This window comes from Dysgonomonas sp. GY617 (assembly GCF_015233815.1).
GTDB lineage: Bacteria > Bacteroidota > Bacteroidia > Bacteroidales > Dysgonomonadaceae > Dysgonomonas_A.
The window spans coordinates 12,662-34,870 of record NZ_JADCLR010000022.1; the positions used below are offsets into that span (position 1 = coordinate 12,662).

General features: G+C 34.4%; 15 protein-coding genes. 10 read left to right on the top strand and 5 right to left on the bottom strand.

Annotated features, from left to right (window positions below; genetic code table 11):
- Positions 1-27: 27 nt before the first annotated feature.
- Both IR022_RS12465 and IR022_RS12470 read right to left on the bottom strand, forming a co-directional pair.
- Entirely contained in the window at positions 28-654 is a 627-nt protein-coding gene (locus IR022_RS12465) for a nitroreductase family protein (protein WP_050710573.1), read from the bottom strand.
- A 137-nt stretch (positions 655-791) separates the two neighbouring features.
- Positions 792-959: a DUF362 domain-containing protein gene (locus IR022_RS12470; RefSeq protein WP_050710574.1), complete on the bottom strand. Its 168-nt coding sequence runs from the start codon at positions 957-959 to the stop codon at positions 792-794.
- Between the two features lie 291 nt (positions 960-1,250).
- On the opposite strand from IR022_RS12470, the gene IR022_RS12475 reads away from it, so the two are divergent.
- The 5 genes from IR022_RS12475 to IR022_RS12495 all read left to right on the top strand — a co-directional run bounded on the left by IR022_RS12475 (position 1,251) and on the right by IR022_RS12495 (position 5,260).
- Complete coding sequence (locus IR022_RS12475) at positions 1,251-1,967, top strand: porin family protein (protein WP_082204179.1); 717 nt, start codon at positions 1,251-1,253, stop codon at positions 1,965-1,967.
- A 44-nt stretch (positions 1,968-2,011) separates the two neighbouring features.
- Entirely contained in the window at positions 2,012-2,344 is a 333-nt protein-coding gene (locus IR022_RS12480) for a DUF2185 domain-containing protein (RefSeq protein ID WP_194203950.1), read from the top strand.
- Positions 2,345-2,730: 386 nt separating this feature from the next.
- On the top strand, positions 2,731-3,225 hold the full coding sequence (locus IR022_RS12485; RefSeq protein WP_194203951.1) for a hypothetical protein: 495 nt from the start codon (positions 2,731-2,733) through the stop codon (positions 3,223-3,225).
- A gap of 215 nt (positions 3,226-3,440) precedes the next feature.
- The gene (locus tag IR022_RS12490; RefSeq protein WP_194203952.1) at positions 3,441-4,448 is read left to right on the top strand and encodes a L,D-transpeptidase; all 1,008 of its coding nucleotides are present in this window, start codon (positions 3,441-3,443) and stop codon (positions 4,446-4,448) included.
- A 122-nt stretch (positions 4,449-4,570) separates the two neighbouring features.
- Positions 4,571-5,260 carry a murein L,D-transpeptidase catalytic domain family protein gene (locus IR022_RS12495; protein WP_194203953.1) on the top strand — a complete coding sequence of 230 codons (690 nt, stop codon included), beginning with the start codon at positions 4,571-4,573 and terminating at the stop codon, positions 5,258-5,260.
- 120 nt (positions 5,261-5,380) lie between these two features.
- Here IR022_RS12495 and IR022_RS12500 read toward each other — a convergent pair whose 3' ends face one another.
- The gene (locus IR022_RS12500; protein ID WP_194203954.1) at positions 5,381-6,436 is read right to left on the bottom strand and encodes a class I fructose-bisphosphate aldolase; all 1,056 of its coding nucleotides are present in this window, start codon (positions 6,434-6,436) and stop codon (positions 5,381-5,383) included.
- A gap of 235 nt (positions 6,437-6,671) precedes the next feature.
- On the opposite strand from IR022_RS12500, the gene IR022_RS12505 reads away from it, so the two are divergent.
- Positions 6,672-8,402 (top strand): phosphoenolpyruvate carboxykinase, encoded by a 1,731-nt coding sequence (locus IR022_RS12505; protein WP_194203955.1) that lies wholly within the window; start codon positions 6,672-6,674, stop codon positions 8,400-8,402.
- A gap of 69 nt (positions 8,403-8,471) precedes the next feature.
- Here the strand turns inward: IR022_RS12505 and IR022_RS12510 are convergent, their stop codons facing one another.
- The gene (locus IR022_RS12510; protein WP_194203956.1) at positions 8,472-11,981 is read right to left on the bottom strand and encodes a bifunctional proline dehydrogenase/L-glutamate gamma-semialdehyde dehydrogenase; all 3,510 of its coding nucleotides are present in this window, start codon (positions 11,979-11,981) and stop codon (positions 8,472-8,474) included.
- 362 nt (positions 11,982-12,343) lie between these two features.
- On the opposite strand from IR022_RS12510, the gene IR022_RS12515 reads away from it, so the two are divergent.
- From IR022_RS12515 to tilS, 4 genes are all read left to right on the top strand, one after another.
- Positions 12,344-13,618: a M64 family metallopeptidase gene (locus tag IR022_RS12515; protein ID WP_194203957.1), complete on the top strand. Its 1,275-nt coding sequence runs from the start codon at positions 12,344-12,346 to the stop codon at positions 13,616-13,618.
- Between the two features lie 175 nt (positions 13,619-13,793).
- Positions 13,794-18,215 (top strand): translocation/assembly module TamB domain-containing protein, encoded by a 4,422-nt coding sequence (locus IR022_RS12520; protein WP_194203958.1) that lies wholly within the window; start codon positions 13,794-13,796, stop codon positions 18,213-18,215.
- Positions 18,215-19,405 carry a class I SAM-dependent methyltransferase gene (locus tag IR022_RS12525; protein WP_194203959.1) on the top strand — a complete coding sequence of 397 codons (1,191 nt, stop codon included), beginning with the start codon at positions 18,215-18,217 and terminating at the stop codon, positions 19,403-19,405. The genes IR022_RS12520 and IR022_RS12525 overlap by 1 nt, the downstream gene beginning before the upstream one ends.
- A gap of 41 nt (positions 19,406-19,446) precedes the next feature.
- Positions 19,447-20,766 carry a tRNA lysidine(34) synthetase TilS gene (gene tilS / locus IR022_RS12530; RefSeq protein WP_050710585.1) on the top strand — a complete coding sequence of 440 codons (1,320 nt, stop codon included), beginning with the start codon at positions 19,447-19,449 and terminating at the stop codon, positions 20,764-20,766.
- Here tilS and IR022_RS12535 read toward each other — a convergent pair.
- Positions 20,756-22,078: a tetratricopeptide repeat protein gene (locus IR022_RS12535; RefSeq protein ID WP_194203960.1), complete on the bottom strand. Its 1,323-nt coding sequence runs from the start codon at positions 22,076-22,078 to the stop codon at positions 20,756-20,758. The two genes, tilS and IR022_RS12535, sit on opposite strands and share 11 nt — an antisense overlap.
- Positions 22,079-22,209: the final 131 nt, after the last annotated feature.

The window sequence follows — 22,209 nt, forward strand, 5'->3', positions numbered from 1 at the left end:
TCAATAATAAATCTATTATTTATATCGTTAGAAAATAAATAGATCTTTAATATCTTTCCTTACTTTGGGCGTATCAGCCAAATGGTCTTCGTTACTATCTCTAAAACCAAGAGGAAATAGAAGCGTAGATCTTAAATTTTTCTCTGGTAAGCCAAGTATCTCATCAACTATTGAAGCATTAAAGCCCTCTACGGGAGTTGAATCAACTCTCAACGAAGCTGCTGCAATAGACGCATATGCCATAACTATATAGGTTTGACGAGCCGACCATTCGAATATTTCCTGCTCAGACATACCTAGCAAGAAGCTCCATTTTGTTCTGTATTCCTCTAATCTTGCACCTGTTATATTTCTTACTTCACCCAAATGATCAATATATTCGTTCACATCTTCTTGAGTAAGCTTAGTATAAGCCGAAAATACCAAAAGATGAGAGCAACCTTTTATCATCATTTGTCTTGGAGCAGCCTCTTCTAAAATCTGATTTTTTATTTTAGGATCTGTAATTACCGATACCTTAAATATTTGCATCCCCATAGAAGTAGGAGCTAAACGTATAGCATCAAGTATAGTATCTATCTTATCTTGTTCAACAGTCTTGCCATTCATTCTTTTGCAAGCATACCGCCAGTTCAAATCTTCAATTAAACTCATTTCTTATTTTTAAATTAAGGTCACAGACCTTGGTTGTTTTTATCTTTAAAGAATAGTAAATATTTACAAAGCCTTATACTTATGTCTAAATAAAAAAGGACTACAATGTAGTCCTTTTATACTTCTTCTTCAGCAAATTATGCTGGACTGATTGCGCTTGTTGGACATACATCAGCACAAGTGCCACAATCTGTACATGTATCAGGATCGATTACATAGATCTCTCCTTCTGAAATTGCAGTTACAGGACACTCATCAATACATGTACCGCATGCAATACAATCTTCGTTAATTACATAAGCCATGACTTCAATACTTTTATAGTTAATACTTACTTTTCTATATGACCTAACAAAGATATAGCCTTTTTTTTTCTATTCAAACACCAATCTGCGAGATTATACAAATACTTTACACCTTTTATTGATATAAACAATCCCCAATCCACCTTAAAATACTTATTAACAACAATATAAATAATTGATCCTAAAAAAAGTGATTATTTATATTTTCTGCTTAATTTTACCGATCCAAAGTCAAAACACTCAAGATGCAGTCATCATCTTGATATGACATTTACCTAAAAGTATATTATTTTGAGAAATTGCAATAAATATATAATCCTTATCTGTCTGTTAATCACTTATGGAAATAACCTTTTTGCTCAGAAGCAAAAGGTAAAAAACCAACCATATGCCGACCAAAAACTATTTCACTTAGGTTTTACTCTTGGATTAAGTACACAGGACTTGATTTTATCTCATACAGGATTCGTCAACCCCGATAATAGTGTCTGGTTTTCCGAAATTCCCTCCTACTCTCCCGGGCTTAGTGTGGGTATTATTGCCGATCGATACATCAATCAATATATGAATCTAAGAGTTATACCAACTTTGAATTTTGGAGAAAAACGATTTATATTTAGTGAGCAGAACGGTAAGCATGAAAACTTTGAGACGAGTATAAAGAACAACTACCTCTCGCTGCCTATACATATGCGATTCAGTTCTGAGCGTTTAAATAATATCCGTCCCTACGTGCTAGCAGGAGGCTTTATCAATACACAGATCGGAGGACAGAAAGAACCCGTTATAAAACTTAATAACGTAGATTATGGTATAGAAATAGGGCTAGGCTGTAATCTATATTTTCCTTTATTCAAACTTAGCCCTGAGCTAAGATTCTCATTTGGTTTAAAGGATATACTGGAAAAAGACCGCTCAGACCTTACTGATGAGAAGCTTTTGATTTACACAAGAGCTCTTAATTCGGCTAAATCGAGAATGATAACATTAACATTCAATTTTGAATAATTCAAATAACAATCATAACATATTTATAATATAAAATCCGACCTATGCAGAACGATGAGAATTGGGATGATCCCTCAATAAAAGATTATACAGACATGCAGAAGTATGCATTTGTCACTCAAAGAGCACTCGATAATGATTATATCGGATATTGCTACCGCGAAAATTCAGAAATAAAGATTGATAGCGGATGGCGTTTCTTATATGGTGATGAAGACGAAGATTATCTGGATAATCCTGTTAATACTATAACTCAAGATTTATCTGTTGTAGTAGAATGGAAACCTCAGGTGAAAGACATACTTACTTTTCGGAGAGGACTCGATTTTGAATGGAATCCAGAGAAAGAAATATTTGAACAGATATCAGACGAATAAACCGGCTTATAGCCTTATAACATTCTTTTAGGAAAGAATACCTACCTAAAATAGGTATAGAAATATTACAATAAAACTCTACACTATTTTAATCATAAAAAGAGCTTGTCATCCAGATAAGCTCTTTTTATTTCTTCCCTTTTTCGCACACAACTTCAAAAGCTATTTAAATATATCAATATTGTGAATAGTTATCCATTTTTTAAGAATTGACACCTCCCCTAAATACGGTAAATTTGTATTCTATAATATTATAAGAATAGATACAAGCCCACTATTGAAAACAATCAAAACTTACAAAAATAGCAAAACAACAGTACTATTTCATGTATATATTTTTATATATAGTATGTAAAACAATAACTAAAGACAAACTTTAAACAATTATGAGAACTATACTAGTTATTCTTTTTATCATATTTTACACACACAATGTATCATGTCAAAACAGTTTGAAACTTAATGAGAATAACGAGAACAATAATTACTTTAAATATACCGTAGAAGGGAAATCTTTTCTCTTAAAAGAGAATATAGATATAGAAATCACCGTATCATTAACATCTCCATCAATAATATATAATTTCTGCGGTCAAGAGAAAAACAGACAAATACAACTTAAGTGGGAAAAGATGGATAAGACCAATGATGTTGGAACTTTCAGTATTCTGAATGGACATTTTACGGATTCGGAAAAAAACATCAAAAACAAAGAAGTAACAGGTAAAGTAGTCATAAAAAAAGCCAATTACAAATCGCATATCAATAGAATTATTGCCCTCGAAGGGTTATATGAAATAAGCGTTAATATGCCCGATAAAACAAAACAAATAATTAACGGTAACTTCTTTTACGAGGGAGAATATACCATTTCGCTCTGACGTTCTTCATTTTTCATATACCACGAAGCCAAGAAAGGAAACTACTATCAATCAAACTCCTTTCTTGGCTTTTCTTCTACATCCGTTAGCAAAAATTCACATTTTTAACTATATTGCAGTTTTAAGGGAACAATAACATTCCTTGCTTTGTTTGTATAGTTAAACAGCTAAAATAAGATAGCGATTTACAAAAAAACAAATATATTGACAGTATAATGAAAAAAGCCACATTACTATTAATCATCGGTCTCGTGACTTTAAACTCTTGCAATCAAAAGACTCAACAAGAAGCGCCTCTTAATACTCAGGCAGAGGATTCTGTCGTAGCAGAGAAACCTGAACCTATCAGTTTTGATCCGGAAAAAATAGAAATAGAAAAAGCATTTCTTTATGATGATCACACATTAGAAGACACATATCCATATAAAGATACTGTAAGAGTATTTCAATGGAATAAAATACGTAAACGATTGGCTCTGCTCGATTCGATAGAAGCAGTACCCGCTTCGTGGGCTATTTTACAAAACTATAAAAACAAGAATGGTGAAGCTCCACTCGTTAAGGTATATAAAAGAGATTCATACAAACGTATTTCGGATACATTGGGAGTTGAAAGATATCAATCGGTGCCTTTATTCTTACCTACCGACTCTACTGTTGCTGAAATATATGGAAGAGACGGATCGTTGGTAAAGCTAATCAATAATGATTCTTCAAGATTAGTGAAGATAACAACTGTTGATATGAAAGGAGAATGGCTTGTACCTCAAAAATATATCAAAGCCATAAACGATACAATAATATTCAGAAAAGCAATCTTTATAGATTTGACAAATCAGAACATAGCTACACTGGAAAAAGTTGATTCTAAATGGCTTGTCAGAAGTATGAATCCTGCTACCACTGGTTTACACAAACCTCCTCATATGCAGGAAACACCAAAAGGAATATTTGTGATTCAAGAAAAAAAGTCTAAAATGGTTTATCTTGTAGATGGGTCGCAAGAAACAGGAGGCTTTGCTCCTTACGCCAGCCGCTTCTCCAATGGAGGCTACATACATGGTATTCCTGTGAATGCTCCTAGTACAAAAGTTATAGAGTTTAGCCCATCACTAGGAACTACCCCCCGTTCGCATATGTGTGTACGTAATGCTACATCTCATGCTAAATTCATTTATGACTGGGCTCCGACAGAACAAACTCTAGTTTTTATTTTTGATTGAAAAAACTTAACTTTTATTCTCATTTAAAAGATGTAACTTTGTGGGCGCTAAGGTCAAAGACTAATATTAAACCCTGCAATTAAATAAAGCAGTAATATTTTACTATACTTATTATCTTATTTATGCAAAAAGTTATAATTTACATTTTAATGTTCTTTCTACCAGTGGGCTATTCAGTCACTAATCATAAAGATCCCGTATTACTTGCTTCTGCAACTTCTGAATGTGAAAAACTTTATACTGATATGCATTTAGAAAACATCGTTAATTATGCTGCCTTTGAGCAAGCATTTGTCGGTTACAACAAAGTTCAGGAGAAAAACAGAGATATTATCACTCTAATCGATTTTACAAAACCCTCAACAGAGGAACGTTTGTATGTTTTGGATATGAAACAGAAAAAATTGCTTTATTCTTCTCTTGTGTCACATGGCAGAAATAGTGGCGAAAACTATGCCACTTCGTTTTCTAACGAGAACGGCTCTTATAAAAGCTCTTTAGGCTTCTATTTGACAGAAAGTACATACGAAGGTAAAAACGGCTATTCTCTCGTTTTAAATGGTCTCGAAAGAGGTATCAATGATCGGGCTAAAGAGCGTGCTATTGTTATTCATGGCGCCCCCTACTCTAACCCATCGGTTATAGCTTCGGGACGACTTGGCCGCAGCCAAGGATGCCCTGCACTACCTCAGGCACTAAGTAAACCAATTATCAATACAATAAAAGGAGGAACTCTGCTTTACATTTATGCCGATGACCACAAATATCTGGCTCAAAGTAATATTTTATCATCATATACAGCATCCCTATAAACGAACATTAGTACCACATAAAAAGAAGAGAGATTATTCGCAGTGAATAACCTCTCTTCTTTTTATGTAGATTCAAAATCTAGTTATTTAAATGTATCTAATATAACAAGATCTGCAACCTTAAGCAATAGTTATACTCTTATCTAGATAAACATCCTGAATGCTATTTAATAGTTCGATGCCTTCTTTCATTGGTTTCTGGAATGCTTTACGACCGCAAATCAACCCCATACCTCCAGCACGTTTATTTACTACAGCTGTATAGATAGCTTCTTTTAAATCTGAAGCCCCATGAGACTCTCCACCCGAATTTATTAAACCTACACGACCCATGTATCCATTGGCAACCTGATAACGGCACAAATCGATCGGATGATCGGTAGTCAACTCCGAATACATCTTAGGATCGGTCTTACTAAATTTAATAGTTGTAAAGCCACCATTATTAGTAGGTAGTTTTTGTTTTATAATATCTGCCTTTATAGTTACTCCTAAATGATTTGCCTGACCAGTCATATCGGCTGCAGCAGAATAATCAACACCATCTTTAGCGAAAGCAGGATTACGCAAATAACACCAAAGAATAGTAACCATACCCAACTCGTGAGCATATTCAAAAGCTTTGGCAATATCTACTAACTGTCTACGACTTTCTTCGGAGCCAAAATATATAGTAGCACCTACTGCTACAGCTCCCATATTCCAAGCCTCTTTAACTGTTCCGAACAAAACCTGATCGTATGTTGTAGGATATGACAATAACTCATTATGATTTATTTTTACAACAAAAGGAATCTTATGTGCATATTTACGTGCAACCGATCCCAATACTCCAAATGTAGAAGCAACAGCATTACAACCTCCTTCGATTGCCAGCTTCACTATATTCTCCGAATCGAAGTACATCGGATTAGGAGCAAATGAAGCACCTGCTGTATGTTCAATACCTTGGTCTATCGGTAAAATAGATAAATAACCTGTGTTAGCTAAACGACCATGCCCCAATAACGTTTGAAAACTATTCAATGTTTGAATATTCCGATCAGAATCTATCCAAAGATTATCGATAAGCGACGGAGTCGGCACATGAATAAGCGATTTGTCGATTGTTTTACTAGTGTGGTTCAAAAGATAAGATGCAGAATCACCTAAAATTTGTTCAATTTTTGAGCTCATAATTTTATTCTTTTTTGTATGAAGAAATTAATACTATATAAACAGCCAATGAGCCCTAATAGTTTACATCAATCGCCCATAAAAAATAATAAAAGAAAGTATTTTTAACAAAAACCAGAACAGATAAATACTCTATTTACGACAATTAGTCTGAATTATTTTTTAACTTTGCTTGCTACACTAGACAAAAAGATATCAAATTACAAATATTAATAATCAAAGAGTAAGAGAAGATATGCTACATGAATTCACCCTATCGCGTGATAAAGCGATGATAAATTTCACTCTAAAATATTGCGACACTAAACAAAAGTTACTTAGTAGCTATGGTTTTAAACGCGTAGTGGAAGCATTTATTCAAAAAATAAAAAAGGATGATCCTATCATATACGATCACTATATCAAAAGTTTCAAACTTGATGAAGATCTAGTTGAATCTCTAATCGAATCTTTTAAATTATTGACTGTTTTCAAAATAGAAGAAGTAATAGAAGTAGACAATAAGTACAGCGCTTTCTTTGCAGATAAAGATTTATTTATCGAACTTATTGATCTATTGATTCAATTCTGGAAAAATCTTGAAAGATACTCAATTGTACGTAATTCAAGTTTAGGTGACGGTCTTCAAAATGTAAGATTTATTCAAGCCAATGATTTATTCAACGACCTTGTACTTACAACTGCACGCAGAATCACCGAAACTGTGAACGGATTCGAACAAAGAGTATATCGTCAAAAAACAGTAGGAGCAACAGCTTCATTAACTCTTAACGATGTTAATTGGAACTGTCCTATCGAATACAAAGGACTATCAGCTATACCATTTATCAGTACAGTTGTAATACGCCCTCCATTTATTACATATACAAAACGTAATACTCGTGATGGCATTTTTCAAGAACACCACCAAAATCCTCTTGAAAACATTGTTCTCAACGAAGACGATTGGTTTGTATTCCCTGCAAAAGTAGGTATCATGCTAACGTTCGTATATTTCCACAAAGATTTCATGGCACATGGTATTGGTCTTTCAAATCTATTCGAACTTGCAAAAGAAAGCGAATATATTGGTAAGAAACCAGATATTATCTATGTATTCGGATATCCTGACGGACACGAAGAAAAAAGAACATTCTATTACAAAGATAAGAAGAACGATATCTTGATCGGATATGCAAACTATTGCGACGATATCGATTATTTCGGATACTTGAAGAAGATGTTATTAACACTTCACAATGTAAAACAAATAGAATTCAACAGATTACCTATTCATGGTGCAATGGTAAACATTGTATTGAAAAACGGAAACGAATCTAATATCATCATTATGGGTGATAGCGGTGCAGGTAAATCTGAAAGCTTGGAAGCCTTCCGTAGTCTTAACGAAAATTACATTCGCCACATGCGTGTAATATTCGATGACATGGGATTCCTTAACAAAGAAGCTGATGGTTCAATCAAAGGATATGGTACTGAGATCGGAGCTTTTGTTCGTATCGATGACCTTGACCCTGCTTATGCTTATGAACAGTTAGATAGAGGTATTTATACCAATCCTGACAAAATCAATGCTCGTGTAACTATTCCTATTTCAACTTACGAAATAATATCTAAAGGATATAAAGTAGATATTATGCTATATGCTAATAACTACGAAGATGTTGAACAAAAAATCGTATTCCACGATGATTTGGCTAAAGCAATTGGTATCTTCGAAGATGGTGCTCGTAAAGCTAAAGGAACAACTACTGAAAAAGGTCTAGTAAAGTCATACTTTGCAAATCCATTCGGACCAGTACAAGAACGTGCTGAAACTGAAGTACTAGTACGTCAATACTTCAAAGACATGAAAGATAACGGTGTGCAAATCGGAGAGATACATACATCATTAGCTATTGACGGACGTAGCAAAGACGGTCCTCGCGAAGCTGCTGAAGAACTATTCTCATTGATAAATAGCTAATAACTATATTACCAGATATAAAAAAGGACTCAATATTGAGTCCTTTTTTTGTTATATACATTACACTAATTATTTGTGCTCATCGAATATACTACCATAACGATGGTATTCAAAGGCAATACTTTGCTCTTTCATATAGTGAAGTAATTCTAATCGACCTTCAATTAAAGGTTTGTCCGTAGCAATATGCTTTCCTAATTTAGCCGCTTTAGCAAATATAGCATCCGACAGATTAGCCGAACAAGTTCTTACACGCTCATACTTATCCATATCAGCTATAAATTGCTCTTCGTTCTGGATAACTATATCTATACCTTTAATTATTGAAACAGCTTTCTCTAATGCCTTCAATTTATTGTTATCAGCATCAATACTTACAAACAAGTGAGTCTTTGCAGTAGAAGCAGCTAATAAACTTAACAGCACATCACACAAATTATCATTTGGCTGAATACGAAGAACTACTTTTCGTAAAGGTAAATAACGAAATATATTAGACTCGCCATAAATATGGTTTACATCGCGTTCTTCAAAGAACTCTTCACGCCATACTTTTCTATAATTAACAGTAGCAAAATCTAATCGGGCTTTCGACTTCTTATCTTCAACAAGCTCACTTAAAGAAGAATTAGACGATTCAGCAGTTACAGTTTCTTTTTCGGTAAACTCAACGAAACAAGATACATAATTTACACCTCCCGCTTTAATGCCTCCACCAAAAGCAGAACATTTCATTCCGCCAAAAGGTTGACGATTAACGATAGCACCCGTAATGCCCCTATTTATATATAAATTACCGGCCTCAAGCGTATTCTTCCAAAGTTCTTGTTCGTTCTCATCCAAACTTTGAAGACCGGAAGTCAGTCCGTATTCCGAAGAGTTTACATAATCAATTCCCTGTTTCAAATCATCTATACACACAACAGCTAATAAGGGAGCAAACAATTCGGTCTTAAACGTATAACTGGATGGCTTTACTCCCCACTTAACAGTAGGTTTTAGAATGTATTTCTTCTTGTCCACAAATTCGGGAGCCACTAACCACGACTCTCCCGCTTCCAGATTATCAATTGCATGCAACAATTTATCATTATCATTAGTAATCATGGGACCTACTATATTACCTGGATTCCAAACGCTTCCTGTATGAAGACTCTTTACAGCATCTTTTAGCTTAGATTTAAAATTCTCATCATTATAAATATCTTTATCAACTAACAATAGCGAACATGCCGAACATTTTTGACCTGCATTGCTAAATGCAGACGAAACAACATTCAAAATAGCATGATCCTGATCACCATTACCTGTAAGTATAATTGCATTCTTTCCTCCTGTTTCAGCAGAAAGCGGTGTACGTGGACTATTCTCTAATAAACGGAATGCAGTATCAGTACCTCCCGTAAGAATAACATGCTTTATAGATGGATGAGCAGTCAGATAATTCAAAGGCTCTCTTCCATCGGTGCATACTACCTGTAACGCATCTTTATGTACACCTGCATCCCAGAAGCATTGGGCAAATTCCCAAGCAATAGGTAAAGCTACTGTTGCAGGCTTTAAAATTACCGTATTACCTCCTGCCAATGCTGCAGCAACACCTCCAACGGGAATGGCTAACGGAAAATTCCATGGTGGAATAACTAATACAATACCTTTCGGTGTATATGATAGAGTATCCAATTTTTCAAAAGATTCCATCGTTATCGGATAGAATCGACAAAAATCAATAGCTTCCGAAACTTCTACGTCACCTTCCATAAACGTTTTGCCCGTAATTGCCGACATACATCCAATCAAATCACCTCTCTTCGCCGATATATTATCGGCTACTGTATGTAAGATTTCGTTACGCTTCTCTAATTTAGTCTTTCTCCAACCCGATTGATCTAATTCTGCAATTGTAATAATCTCTTTTACTTGTTCTAATGATGATAAACTAGCCTCACAGAAACAAACTTCATCATTGCGACTTCTATCGTAATACTTCTTCTGGCTTTCGGTCGTTACTTCCTTATCTCCTATCTGAACAGGTATTTTGTAATTATCGGCATTTATCTCACTGCCCCACTTCTTCAATTTATTTAATGCCCATTCTCTATTAACGGGTAAATCTAAATCAGTATCGGCTTCATTATGAAACTTATTTATATCTTTTACAGGAATAGGCTTCTCTTTTCTATTTTGCTTTCTAAAAGCTTCTGCTTTTATGCTGTCCTTTCTCTCGTATGCTTCAAGAAATTGATTGGCTAAAAAATCCCAATGAGGACTATCTAATTTTAAATTAAACGAATAACTCAAGAAATTGTCCTTACCTGTATTCTCATCCAAGCGTCTAACCAAATAAGATACAGCATTAAGGAAGTGCTCTTTCTTTACAACCGGTGTATATAATATGATTTGCTTTCCTAAACCTCTCATTACACGAGGCAGATGGTTTGCCATACCTTCGAGCATTTCGAATGTAATATAATCTTTCACATTATTCTTTTCACTCAACAGATATGCATATCCAATTGTAAAAAAATTATGCGATGCCACACCAACATGCAATACCTTAGCATTTTCGGGTAATAGAGCTATATCCAAAATATGCAAATAGTTTGCATCAACATCAACTTTGGTTGGCAAAACGGGATTAGCCCATCCCTTCATCGAAGATATAATGCTTTCCATTTGAAGATTAGCACCTTTTACCAATCTCATTTTAAGAGGTGCTCCACCTTCTGCAACTCGCTGCTTTGCCATCTTCAATAATCGTTGATGATAGAGTGGCGCATCAGGCAAATAGGCTTGCACAACTATTCCTCCTGTATAATTCTGAAACTGGGGCATATTCAAAACCGTCTCAAACACATCTAGTGTTAGCTCTGCATCCTTATACTCCTCCATATCCAGATTTACAAACTTAGCTTTCTTAGTGCCCTCTTGCGTAGTATATGGATAATCTATTGCTTGCTGGTATATATTAGCAACAAGCTCACAAAGTTCTTTCTTATTTTGCTCATAGTTCAATGGTTTGATTTGAGCATAGATACCTGATAATTTTATAGATATATAATTAATATCCGGTTCCTTCAATGCATCCAGATAATGCTCATAGCGATGCTTAGCTTCACTGTCTCCCAAAACAACCTCTCCCAATAAGTTTACATTCTGTCCTATATGGCTTTGCCATCTATGTCCTAAATGCTTGGTTAGTTCGGGACGCTCTTCTCCTATAATTATTTTATTTGTCTCTTGACGAAGACGGTCCTTAAAGATGGGTATAGATATACCATTAAATAAATAGCCTACACTTGTAAATAACTTCAGCATTGCCTGATCAAGAGGACCAAAAAAATCGGGAACTCCATATTCCTCAATAAGCAACTTCATGCGCTTTGCCAGTTTTTTGTTATTACGAATCTGCGACGACTCGTCCAACATTTTCGACAGTAAAATTTTATTGGCAGGAGTTTGTACCAGCGAAGCAAACTTTTGTTGTTCCTTTACTTCTTCGGGTGTTAATTCACTTTCAGCCTTAGCCAAGAATTGTTTAGCCCAATCCAACACATCAGAAGTCTTTATGTTTTCCATTTATTCCTAAAGATTAAAGTATAATATGATCGTAATTTTAATGTTGTATTAATTTAGTTGTAACCGTAAATATTTTGAGGAATAAGTACCCCTCTCCATAATTTTAGAAGCTCGTAAATGAATGTGTAATTTTAGTAATAATTCTCTTTGCAAGATACAAAATAATCCATTTTTTCAAAATAATTATTTTGATATAAAATCAGACAAAACAACATCAATATAAAACGAATATCACAAATATTAAATCCATTAGAAAGAAAAGAAAGAAATACAAGATACAATTACTCAATGTTAATAAAACGAATATATCAAGGTAAATATGTATCTTTAGATTCTTAATTATAGACCCAAATCTATTCACTATGCGTAATCTTGTTTTTCTTTCATGCTTCTTGCTTTCTATAATTTGTCGAAGTCAAAATTTCGATACTTATTTTGTTGACAAAACTTTACGAATCGATTATATATTTTCTGGAAATTCAGAGAATCAAACTATATCAGTAGATCAAGTAAACGAACTTCCACAATGGGCTGGACGTAAACATAATTTATCCAACACCCTATTAGATGGAAACGGACAAATTACAATGTATAATCTACAATCAGGAGAATGTATATATAAAAATACATTTTCTACCTTGTTTCAAGAGTGGGTTACCACAGACGAATCCAAGACGATAACCAAAAGTTTCGAAAATGTATTTCTATTACCCTTTCCTAAAGAAAAAATAAAGGTGGAAATTGCTTTAAGGAGTAAAGACGGAGAATACAAAACCCAAATAAGCCACCTTGTAGATCCTTCCGATATTCTAATTCGTAAGAAAGGATACAAAGACATTACACCCTACTCTATTATTCATAAAGGCAAAGACAATGTAAAATCTATCAATGTGGCAATAGTAGCCGAAGGGTATAAAGCTGATGAAATGGACAGTTTCAAAAAATATGCAGAAGAAACCGTACAGCAAATACTATCTTATACACCTTTTGATAAATATAAAGACAATTTCAATTTCTATATTGTAGAAAGTGCATCTAAAGAAAGTGGGTTAAGTGTTCCTCGTAATGGTATATGGAAAAATACAGCTTTCAATTCGCACTTTGACACTTTTTACTCCGAACGATACCTTACTACCAGCCATATAAAAGATTTGCACGATGCTTTAGCAGGCATACCCTACGAACATATTATAATACTTGCAAACACTGATGTATATGGTGGCGGAGGAATTTTCAACTCATATACATTAACGACTACTGGACACAAAGATTTTAAACCAGTAGTAGTACACGAGTTTGGACACAGTTTTGCAGGTCTGGCAGATGAATATTTTTACGAAAGTGATGTATTGGATAATACCTATGAACATAATATAGAGCCTTGGGAACAAAATATTACAACATTGGTAAACTTCGACTCGAAATGGAAAGATATGCTGGCTCTTCAAACACCCATTCCGACCACTCTGAGCGATAGTACCAAATATAAAATCGGAGTATTTGAAGGTGCAGGCTATTCGGCAAAAGGCATCTACAGACCAACTATTGATTGTAGAATGAAGACAAATACCTATAACAAGTTTTGTCCTGTTTGCCAACGGGCACTAGAACAATTAATACTATTTTATACCAAGTAATCGGCCCTTTTAGAAATTAGTATTAATTATCACAAAAATAGAGCGAAATACGACTTGCTTTTTATAATTTTGTGTATCCAAAGAAAGATACTCTATAAAACGATTTAAATATATATTTCTCAGCATATTAGGAATAATTTTAGGATTAATATTGCTTTTGTACGGCCTATTGAATATGTCGTACGTGCAAAACTATATCAAAGATCGAATTGTTCTCGAACTCCGCAACAAACTACAGACCGACTTAAACATCGGTTCTCTATATATCAAACCATTCAATGTAATACAACTGAATGATGTATATCTGAACGATCGGAAAGACAGCAGTATTTTGATTGCCAAGAAGGTATATGCAGACTTAGAAATACTACCCCTTCTCAATAATCAATTGGTAATTACAGTATCTAAATTGTCAGACTTTCAGGTCAATCTGGCGAAAGACAGTGCAAGTGCCCCTTTAAATATTCAGTTTATTATTGATGCCTTCAAGCCTAAAGACGACAAAAAAGGAGCCAAATTTCAAGTAAAGATACATTCCTTAAATATCAGCGATGGTCGCTTTCGGTTCGACATTAACGATCGTCCTGCGCTAAAAGATAAATTCGATCCTAATCACATCAATGTTTCAGACCTCAATGCAATTCTTTCATTACGTTCATTGGAAACTGATTCATTGAATATCCAAATCAAAAAACTAACCTTACAAGAGAAAAGCGGATTCAAGATCAACAATCTTATAGTAAGATTGATAACCCAAGAGAATCATCTTTTTGTAAGAGGTTTTAAACTTGAATTGCCCAAATCGCTACTTCAATTCGAGAAATGTGAGATAGATTACTCTTCAACAGATTCTACAAAGAAATTGATCGATAAGGCTATTTTTACAATCAAGACTTCTTCGTCCTACATTGCACTGAAAGATATTGCAGCTTTTGTACCCGCATTTAAACACTTTGAAGAACGAATATTGTTTAGAACCGAAATAGATGGAAGTCTCGATAGTATACGAGTTTCTAACTTAGCACTAGATTACGGTGATAAAATGCATATCATAGCCAAGGGAAACGTCAATAATGTAAGAGATAAAGAGAAGCTATACCTAGAAGGTAGTGTAAGCAATCTTACTGTGACTAAAGATGGAGTTAAGGGAATTCTTAATAATCTGTCGGGAACCAAAAAAGAATTACCTCCAATATTTAATAATATAAATACGGTTTCGTTTCATGGTAATATATCGGGACTTCTCAAACAGCTAAAAGCTGATGGATATCTGGGAACCGAGCTAGGCACAATAACAGCAAAACTCGATTTTGGTTTTAACCCCAACCCTAGTATTAAATCATTTTTCAAAGGAAATATCCGCACTCAGGAATTCCAATTAGGTAACTTACTGAATAATAAAGATCTTGAGAATATTTCTTTAAATCTGGATATTAATATCAATCAACCCACCTATGGCAAACTAAGAGGTTCAGTAGATGGACTGGTTGATAAATTTACATTCAAGAAGTACACTTATAATGATATTAAACTAGGTGGTACTTACGACGGATTGCGCCTCAATGGAGGGTTATCTCTTAATGATGAGAATGCTATTTTAGACCTCCACGGTTTATTCGACCTATCGGATAAAGAACCTAAACTCAACTTTGATGCGCGCCTTAAAAATGTTCGTCTCGACAAACTGAACTTAAGCAACAAATACAAGGAATCGTACTTAAGTGTGGATGTGGATGCCAACTTCTCAGGAAAAAACATTGACGATATTCAAGGCTACATAAAAACAGACTCGGTTAGCTTTAGACAACCTGACAAAAGCTTTACTCTTGATAATTTTATTATCGAAGCATCAGGGTTAGCCGACACCCGAAAATTGAGTATAAAATCGGATATTATCAATGGAGAAGTGACGGGAGCATACTCTTTCACAACCATTGCTGAAAGTGTAAAAAGATCTTTGAATGCTTATCTTCCTGCATTGATTGATTTTAATGAAAAGAAAAAATCAAATATAAAATCGAATGATCTTTCTTTCGACTTTACAATTAACAATACAGAAAAGGCTAGCGATATATTTCAACTACCTGTAACCATATACAGCCCCACTAAGATAATCGGGTTCTATAACAATCAGACTGAACGATTTAAAATCGAAACATATCTGCCATCCATAAAAGCTGCAGGAACAAAAATACAATCGGGTTATTTATTGCTAGAGAACAACAATGAAGAAATAAAATCAACTATATCAGGAACATTTGTTACCAAAAACGGAACATTGAATAATCTATCAACAGATATTCGTGTGAAGAATGATGTAGTTAATATACATACCTTATTCTTAAACAAAGAAGAAGGCAGGCTTAAAGGTGAATTTGCTAACTCTATTGCATTTTCGAAACCCGATAAGAAAACTTTACAAACGGATATCCGATTCCAAGCAGGAGAGCTTATACTAAATAACACTCTTTGGAAAATTAAAAATTCCAACATTCGTATTATTCCTAATAAGATTAGCGTCGACAATTTTGTAGTGACCAGCGAAAATAAAGACCAACAACTAAGTATAGACGGTACTTTTTCAGCTAAAGATCCAGACGAAAAGCTTCATGTTCAGCTAAGAAACATTGATCTCGATTATATATTCAACACTCTCTCAATTAGCGCTCTGCAATTTGGAGGATCTGCAAGTGGCGATTTGGCTCTCTCTACCATAGATGGTCAACCTTATGCTAATATTAATTTAAAGGTTCACGATTTTGCATTCAACAGTACAAAACTTGGAGATTTAGATTTATTCAGCGATCTGGATGCTGAAACTAAGAAAGTAAATCTTAAAGGAACAATAACAAATCCCGAAGACAAACTAACCAACATTGACGGATTTATTAATCCTCTTACACAAGAGCTGTCTATAAATTTCGATGCCAAAGAAATAGATGTTGCTTTCCTTAATAAATACGTTGCAAGCTTATTTAACGGAATCAAGGGTAAAGGTAGTGGTAATGTCCACTTGTTTGGAGATTTCTCTAATGTAACGGTCGAAGGTGAAGCCTTTATCGAGAATGGTAGTTTAGGGATAAACTTCCTAAATACCAATTACTCCTTTACAGATACTATCTATATGAAAAAGGATCTCATTTACTTCAATGATATCGCATTTCATGATGAAAAAGGAAATACTGCTATGATTAGCGGAAAAGTAGTACACGATTATTTTACGAACTTCTTATATTATGTAGACCTTGTTGGAGACAATTTTATGCTTTACAATGCCACACAAAAACTGAATCCGATGTTTTACGGAACAGTTTTCGGATCGGGTTCGGGAGTCATAAAAGGCGACGAAAGAGCTGTGGATATCAATGTGAATATGCAGACAAACAGTAACACTAATATTTACATGAATTTCATGGAGGATAAAGCCTCCGAATATTCTTTTATCAGATATAAAACGAAGGAAGAAGTAACCGATTCAATAAAGAATCCAAATGAGAAACCTAAGTTCAGCAGACTTCAAACCGACTCTGGAATTGAGATTAATATGAATTTTTATATTGATGCAACTCCTGACGCTACTGTCGAATTATTGATGGATCCCGTAGGCGGTGACAGATTAAGAGGTTCGGGAACGGGAGCTTTGCAATTCACTTGGGGAACCAATAAAGAGCCCATGTTGTATGGTACTTATATGATTAATAAAGGTTCGTACAATTTTACTTTCCAAAAGATATTTGAACGTAAATTTACAATACAAGACGGCAGCTTTGTTCAGTTCAGGGGAGATCCATTTGAAGCAAACATAGATCTTACAGCTATATATAGAGTAATAGCCAATTTGAACGATCTCGATCAAAATATAGCTAAGAACACAGGACAAGCCAGTGTACCTGTAAACTGTATATTGAATATTACGGGAGCATTGCGTCAACCTAAAGTAAATCTGGATATTGCTTTACCATCTGCTGACCCCGAAGTGCAGCGACAAATAAAGAGTCTGATTAGTACAGAGGATATGATAAACAGACAAATTGTTTATTTATTATTGCTGTCTAAATTCTATACGCCCAACTATGCCATGACAGATCAGAAAACATCCGATCTGGCGGCTGTTGCATCTGCAACTCTATCTACTCAATTGAGTAACATACTTAGCCAATTGGACGATCGCTGGCAGGTAGGCACAAATATTCGTACCAGCGATGCAGGATTTTCGAGTACCGAAGTAGAACTTATACTTTCAAGCAGATTGCTTAACGACAGAGTACTATTTAATGGTAACTTTGGGTATCGAGATAATCCCATGACGCAAGATGCTTTCATCGGTGATGTAGATATTGAAGTATTATTAAACCGTATCGGTACATGGCGTCTTAAAGCATACAACCACTACAACGAAAAATATTATTACGTTGGAGCCGGAGGTAGCGGCAATGGAGTGCAAACACAAGGTGTAGGTATCTTATACAAAAGAGATTTCGATTACCTAAGAGAATTATTTACAAGACCTAAAAAGAAAGGGCAGCCCTTACAGCCCGATTCTACAAAGCGCCAAGATACAGTTAAGCATATCAACCAAATTGTCAAAATGAAATAATGAGTCTTATCGATCAGCAAACAAAGCAATTTATAGCGCTACATGAATCTGACGATATACGACAACTTGCTTTAAAAACGAAGTCGTATCCTGAGATTGATATGCCTATGGCTATTCAGCAAATTGCAGGAAGACAAATTGCTAAATATAAAATCCCTTATTGGTATCAACACGAAGACATCATTTATCCTCGACATTTATCGATGGAACAATGCTCGTCAGAAATCACAGCTCTTTACAAAGCCTCTCTATGCAAAGGTGATACTCTTGTAGATCTTACAGGTGGATTGGGGGTCGATTTTTCGTTCATGGCAAAAAATTGTAAACAAGCCTATTATGTAGAAACTCAAAATGAATTGACCGAATTAGCCAAATGTAATTTTAACACACTAATGCTAAATTGTGCCGAAGTTATAGAAGATGATGCCATTTCTTTTCTCAATTCTTTTAATAAAATAGCAGATACTATATTCATTGATCCTGCAAGAAGAAGCAATACCGGAAAAAAAACAGTTCTGATAGAAGATTGTACTCCAAATCTGATTGAAATAGACGATCTTCTTAATAATAAAAGCAAACGGGTTATTATAAAACTATCCCCCATGCTTGATATTACCCATGCCCTCACGTCGCTTAGCAATGTTACCGAGGTGCACATAATAAGTGTAAATAACGAGTGTAAAGAGCTGCTATTCGTAAAAGAAAAATCAGAGAAAGAAACACAGCTTATTTGTGTTAATCTTTTAACTCATAGAGAAAACGAATCCTTTACTTTCACCAAGACCGAAGAAGCTTCATCCTTTGTTTCTCATACTGATAGCCCCGAGAAGTATTTGTATGAGCCGAACAGCTCTATATTAAAAGCCGGTGCATACAAAAGCGTGGCTTTAAGGTACAATCTAAGAAAACTACATCCTAACAGCCATCTATATACTTCTGATAGTTTGATCACTGATTTTCCGGGTCGGAAATTTGAAATTAAAGAAGTTATTTCGCCCAATAAAAAAGAAATTAAAGTACATTTCAAAGACACTAAACAAGCTAATATTGCCACAAGAAACTATCCTTTTTCGGTAGCAGACATTAGGAAACAAACCAAACTTAAAGAGGGTGGCACCAATTATATATTTGCTACAACTCTGGCTAATGAAAAAAAAGTATTAATTTTGTGTCAGAAGGTTCTTGATTAAAATCATAAACCAAACTTACCGTACATAATTCAATGCTGTCCATGCAAACCATTTCCAAAGTAAAAAAATACATCCAAGACAATATGCTACTTACCGATAAGGCTAAAGTTATTATCGGCGTTAGTGGTGGTGCCGATTCCATGGCATTGTTGGATATACTTCATCATTTGGGATATGATTGTATTATTGCTCATTGCAATTTTCACCTTAGAGGACAAGAATCGTACAGAGACGAGTATTTTGTAGAGAAAGTAGCTTCAAAATATAATTTGAAATATGTATCGGCAAATTTTGATACGAAGAAATACATCGAAGAAGAGTCCATATCCTTAGAAATGGCTGCAAGAGAGCTACGTTATGCATGGTTCGAAAAAATCAGAAAAGAATACAAGGCTGATAAAATTGCAGTAGCTCATCATCAGGACGATTCTGTTGAAACGGTATTAATAAACCTGATAAGAGGTACAGGTATACGAGGTTTGAGCGGTATTCCACCCATCAATGGAAAGGTAATCCGTCCCCTACTCTCCATATTCAGAGAAGATATTCTCGAATATCTAAAAACTAAACATATTGGTTTTGTAGAGGATAGTACCAATAAAGAAGATATTTACACTCGTAACAAAATACGTTTAAATGTAATTCCTCTGCTTAAATCAATAAATCCGTCTGTAGTACAAGCCATACAAAGAACATCGGAAAATTTATATCATACCGAAAGTATATATAATGCTTATATTGAAAAGGCAACTCGCAAAGTGTTTTTGGATAATAAGATTGATATTAATGCTTTATTGAAACAAAAAGAGCCTAAGACTATTCTTTTTGAGATTCTATTTCCATATGGTTTCAATACATCTACAGTTGATAATATATTCGATTCAATAAATAGCCAATCAGGCAAAGTATTTTATGCGACTGATTACCAACTGATCAAAGATAGGGAGGCATTTATCTTAGAACCTATTAACAATCAGCCCGATAGTATTTATACGCTTTTTGAACATGAAACAGAGATTAGCGAACCTGTGAAAATGACATTTGAATCGTTTCGTAAAACTTCATCGTTTAAAATAGAACAAGACCCCAATATTATCTATTTAGACAAAGGGAGACTGGTTTTTCCTCTCATAATCCGCAAATGGAAACATGGTGATAAGTTTATTCCTTTTGGGATGAAAGGGCACAAAAAAATAAGTGATTATTTTACAGATCGTAAATTTAGTTTAGTCGATAAAAACAATACGTGGCTGTTATGTTCTGCCGATGATATTGCATGGATTGTTGGTGAGCGTATTGACGACCGATTCAAAATAACCAACAAGACAATAGAAGTCTTAAAAATCACTCTCAATCAGTAGTAACTTTAGCTACTTCTTTCTCTAAACGTCCAATTTGCGAATTAAGAGTTTTAATGCTTGATTCTACGTTTGTCATTTCTAATTTATGCGTCTCATCTTTATCCTCTCTTCTTTTCAACTCCTCCAGATAATCTCTTAAAGATGCCTGATATTTAAGATAATAGTTCAAAGCTTTATCAGCTTGTCGCAGATCATAATCATATATAGTTGCTAAAGTGAAATTAAGATACATGTTCTGATTTCTCGTTCCATATCTTGTTGCCTCTTCATAATTATCAACTGCTTCTTTATATTCTTCAAGCCCCTCATATCCTTTAGCTAACCCTCTGAAATAAAGATAAAGGTACATATCAGCAGGAATCGTGCGATCAAGAAGAGTTCCGAAGTAAGTAACTGAATTAGTATAGTCTCTAATCTCATTCGAGATTACCCCCAAGCAATATAATACTCTAAGGTTTGTAGAGTCTTGTGCATAGGCTTTTAACAAAAATGGCAAAGCCTCTTCATTCTGTCCCAAGGAGTAATAAGAAATACCTAAACTTCGGTTAACAACCAAAGAACTGTCTCCATTCAAATAGCATCTTCCGAACCTAGAAACAGCATCTTCATAAAAATCAGCGCCATAATAACTTAACCCATTCAGCAAATTAATCTGCCTATTGGTACTGTCCTTTTCAACAAAACTATCCGAAAGCCTCATTGCCGCCCCAAAGTTTTTTTGTTTGATATTTATATTTATCAAACTTGCTATCGAAAAAACATCCATTGTATCTGCCTCTATCGCTTTACTGTAATAAACCATTGCACTATCGAGTTCATTCATATTTTCAAAGCATTGTGCAGAACGCTTAATCATATTGCTCAACTTATAGTCATCAGTCAACGCTTTATAGTCAACTAACGCATCCTTATAATGCTCAAGACGATACAACATATCTGCTCTCTTGATTTTATAATATATATTGACCGAATCAAGTTCTATCAAAGCATTATAACAATTTAAACCAGCACTCCAATTTGAAAGAGCCTGATAACATAAAGCCATTTCTGATTTTATTTGTAAATCTTCGGGATATGCCTGTGACAGAGAGGATAAAACCTCAATCGCTTTCGAATAATTATCTAAGCCTTTATAAGAAATGGCTCTCTTTTCTTGGAGTTCCTTTGTTTGATTTTCATTCTCGATAGCTATTAAAGCTTTATCAAATTGATAACTAGCAATGTACTCATCAATAATTGGATAATTATTTTGAGCTTTTAGTAAGGGATAATATCCAATAAAAAATATAGTTAGATAGATAAGTGTTCTCATAATTAGATTACTATTTATTCGTAAATCTACAAATAAATAATAACAACCGAAAATAAACAGAGAAAAAAATATTTAGTCCAACAAAAGATTGTTTTTCCAAAAAATATATATAATTTTGTATGACGATAAGA

Excerpts from the sequence above, each read along its gene's own strand:
- IR022_RS12490 (WP_194203952.1), top strand. The coding sequence starts at position 3,441 with ATGAAAAAAGCCACATTACTATTAATCATCGGTCTCGTGACTTTAAAC.
- IR022_RS12535 (WP_194203960.1), bottom strand. The coding sequence starts at position 22,078 with ATGAGAACACTTATCTATCTAACTATATTTTTTATTGGATATTATCCC.
- tilS (WP_050710585.1), top strand. The coding sequence starts at position 19,447 with ATGCAAACCATTTCCAAAGTAAAAAAATACATCCAAGACAATATGCTA.
- IR022_RS12520 (WP_194203958.1), top strand. The coding sequence starts at position 13,794 with ATGTCGTACGTGCAAAACTATATCAAAGATCGAATTGTTCTCGAACTC.
- IR022_RS12525 (WP_194203959.1), top strand. The coding sequence starts at position 18,215 with ATGAGTCTTATCGATCAGCAAACAAAGCAATTTATAGCGCTACATGAA.
- IR022_RS12505 (WP_194203955.1), top strand. The coding sequence starts at position 6,672 with ATGCTACATGAATTCACCCTATCGCGTGATAAAGCGATGATAAATTTC.
- IR022_RS12495 (WP_194203953.1), top strand. The coding sequence starts at position 4,571 with ATGCAAAAAGTTATAATTTACATTTTAATGTTCTTTCTACCAGTGGGC.
- IR022_RS12500 (WP_194203954.1), bottom strand. The coding sequence starts at position 6,436 with ATGAGCTCAAAAATTGAACAAATTTTAGGTGATTCTGCATCTTATCTT.
- IR022_RS12510 (WP_194203956.1), bottom strand. The coding sequence starts at position 11,981 with ATGGAAAACATAAAGACTTCTGATGTGTTGGATTGGGCTAAACAATTC.
- IR022_RS12470 (WP_050710574.1), bottom strand. The coding sequence starts at position 959 with ATGGCTTATGTAATTAACGAAGATTGTATTGCATGCGGTACATGTATT.
- IR022_RS12480 (WP_194203950.1), top strand. The coding sequence starts at position 2,012 with ATGCAGAACGATGAGAATTGGGATGATCCCTCAATAAAAGATTATACA.
- IR022_RS12515 (WP_194203957.1), top strand. The coding sequence starts at position 12,344 with ATGCGTAATCTTGTTTTTCTTTCATGCTTCTTGCTTTCTATAATTTGT.
- IR022_RS12485 (WP_194203951.1), top strand. The coding sequence starts at position 2,731 with ATGAGAACTATACTAGTTATTCTTTTTATCATATTTTACACACACAAT.
- IR022_RS12465 (WP_050710573.1), bottom strand. The coding sequence starts at position 654 with ATGAGTTTAATTGAAGATTTGAACTGGCGGTATGCTTGCAAAAGAATG.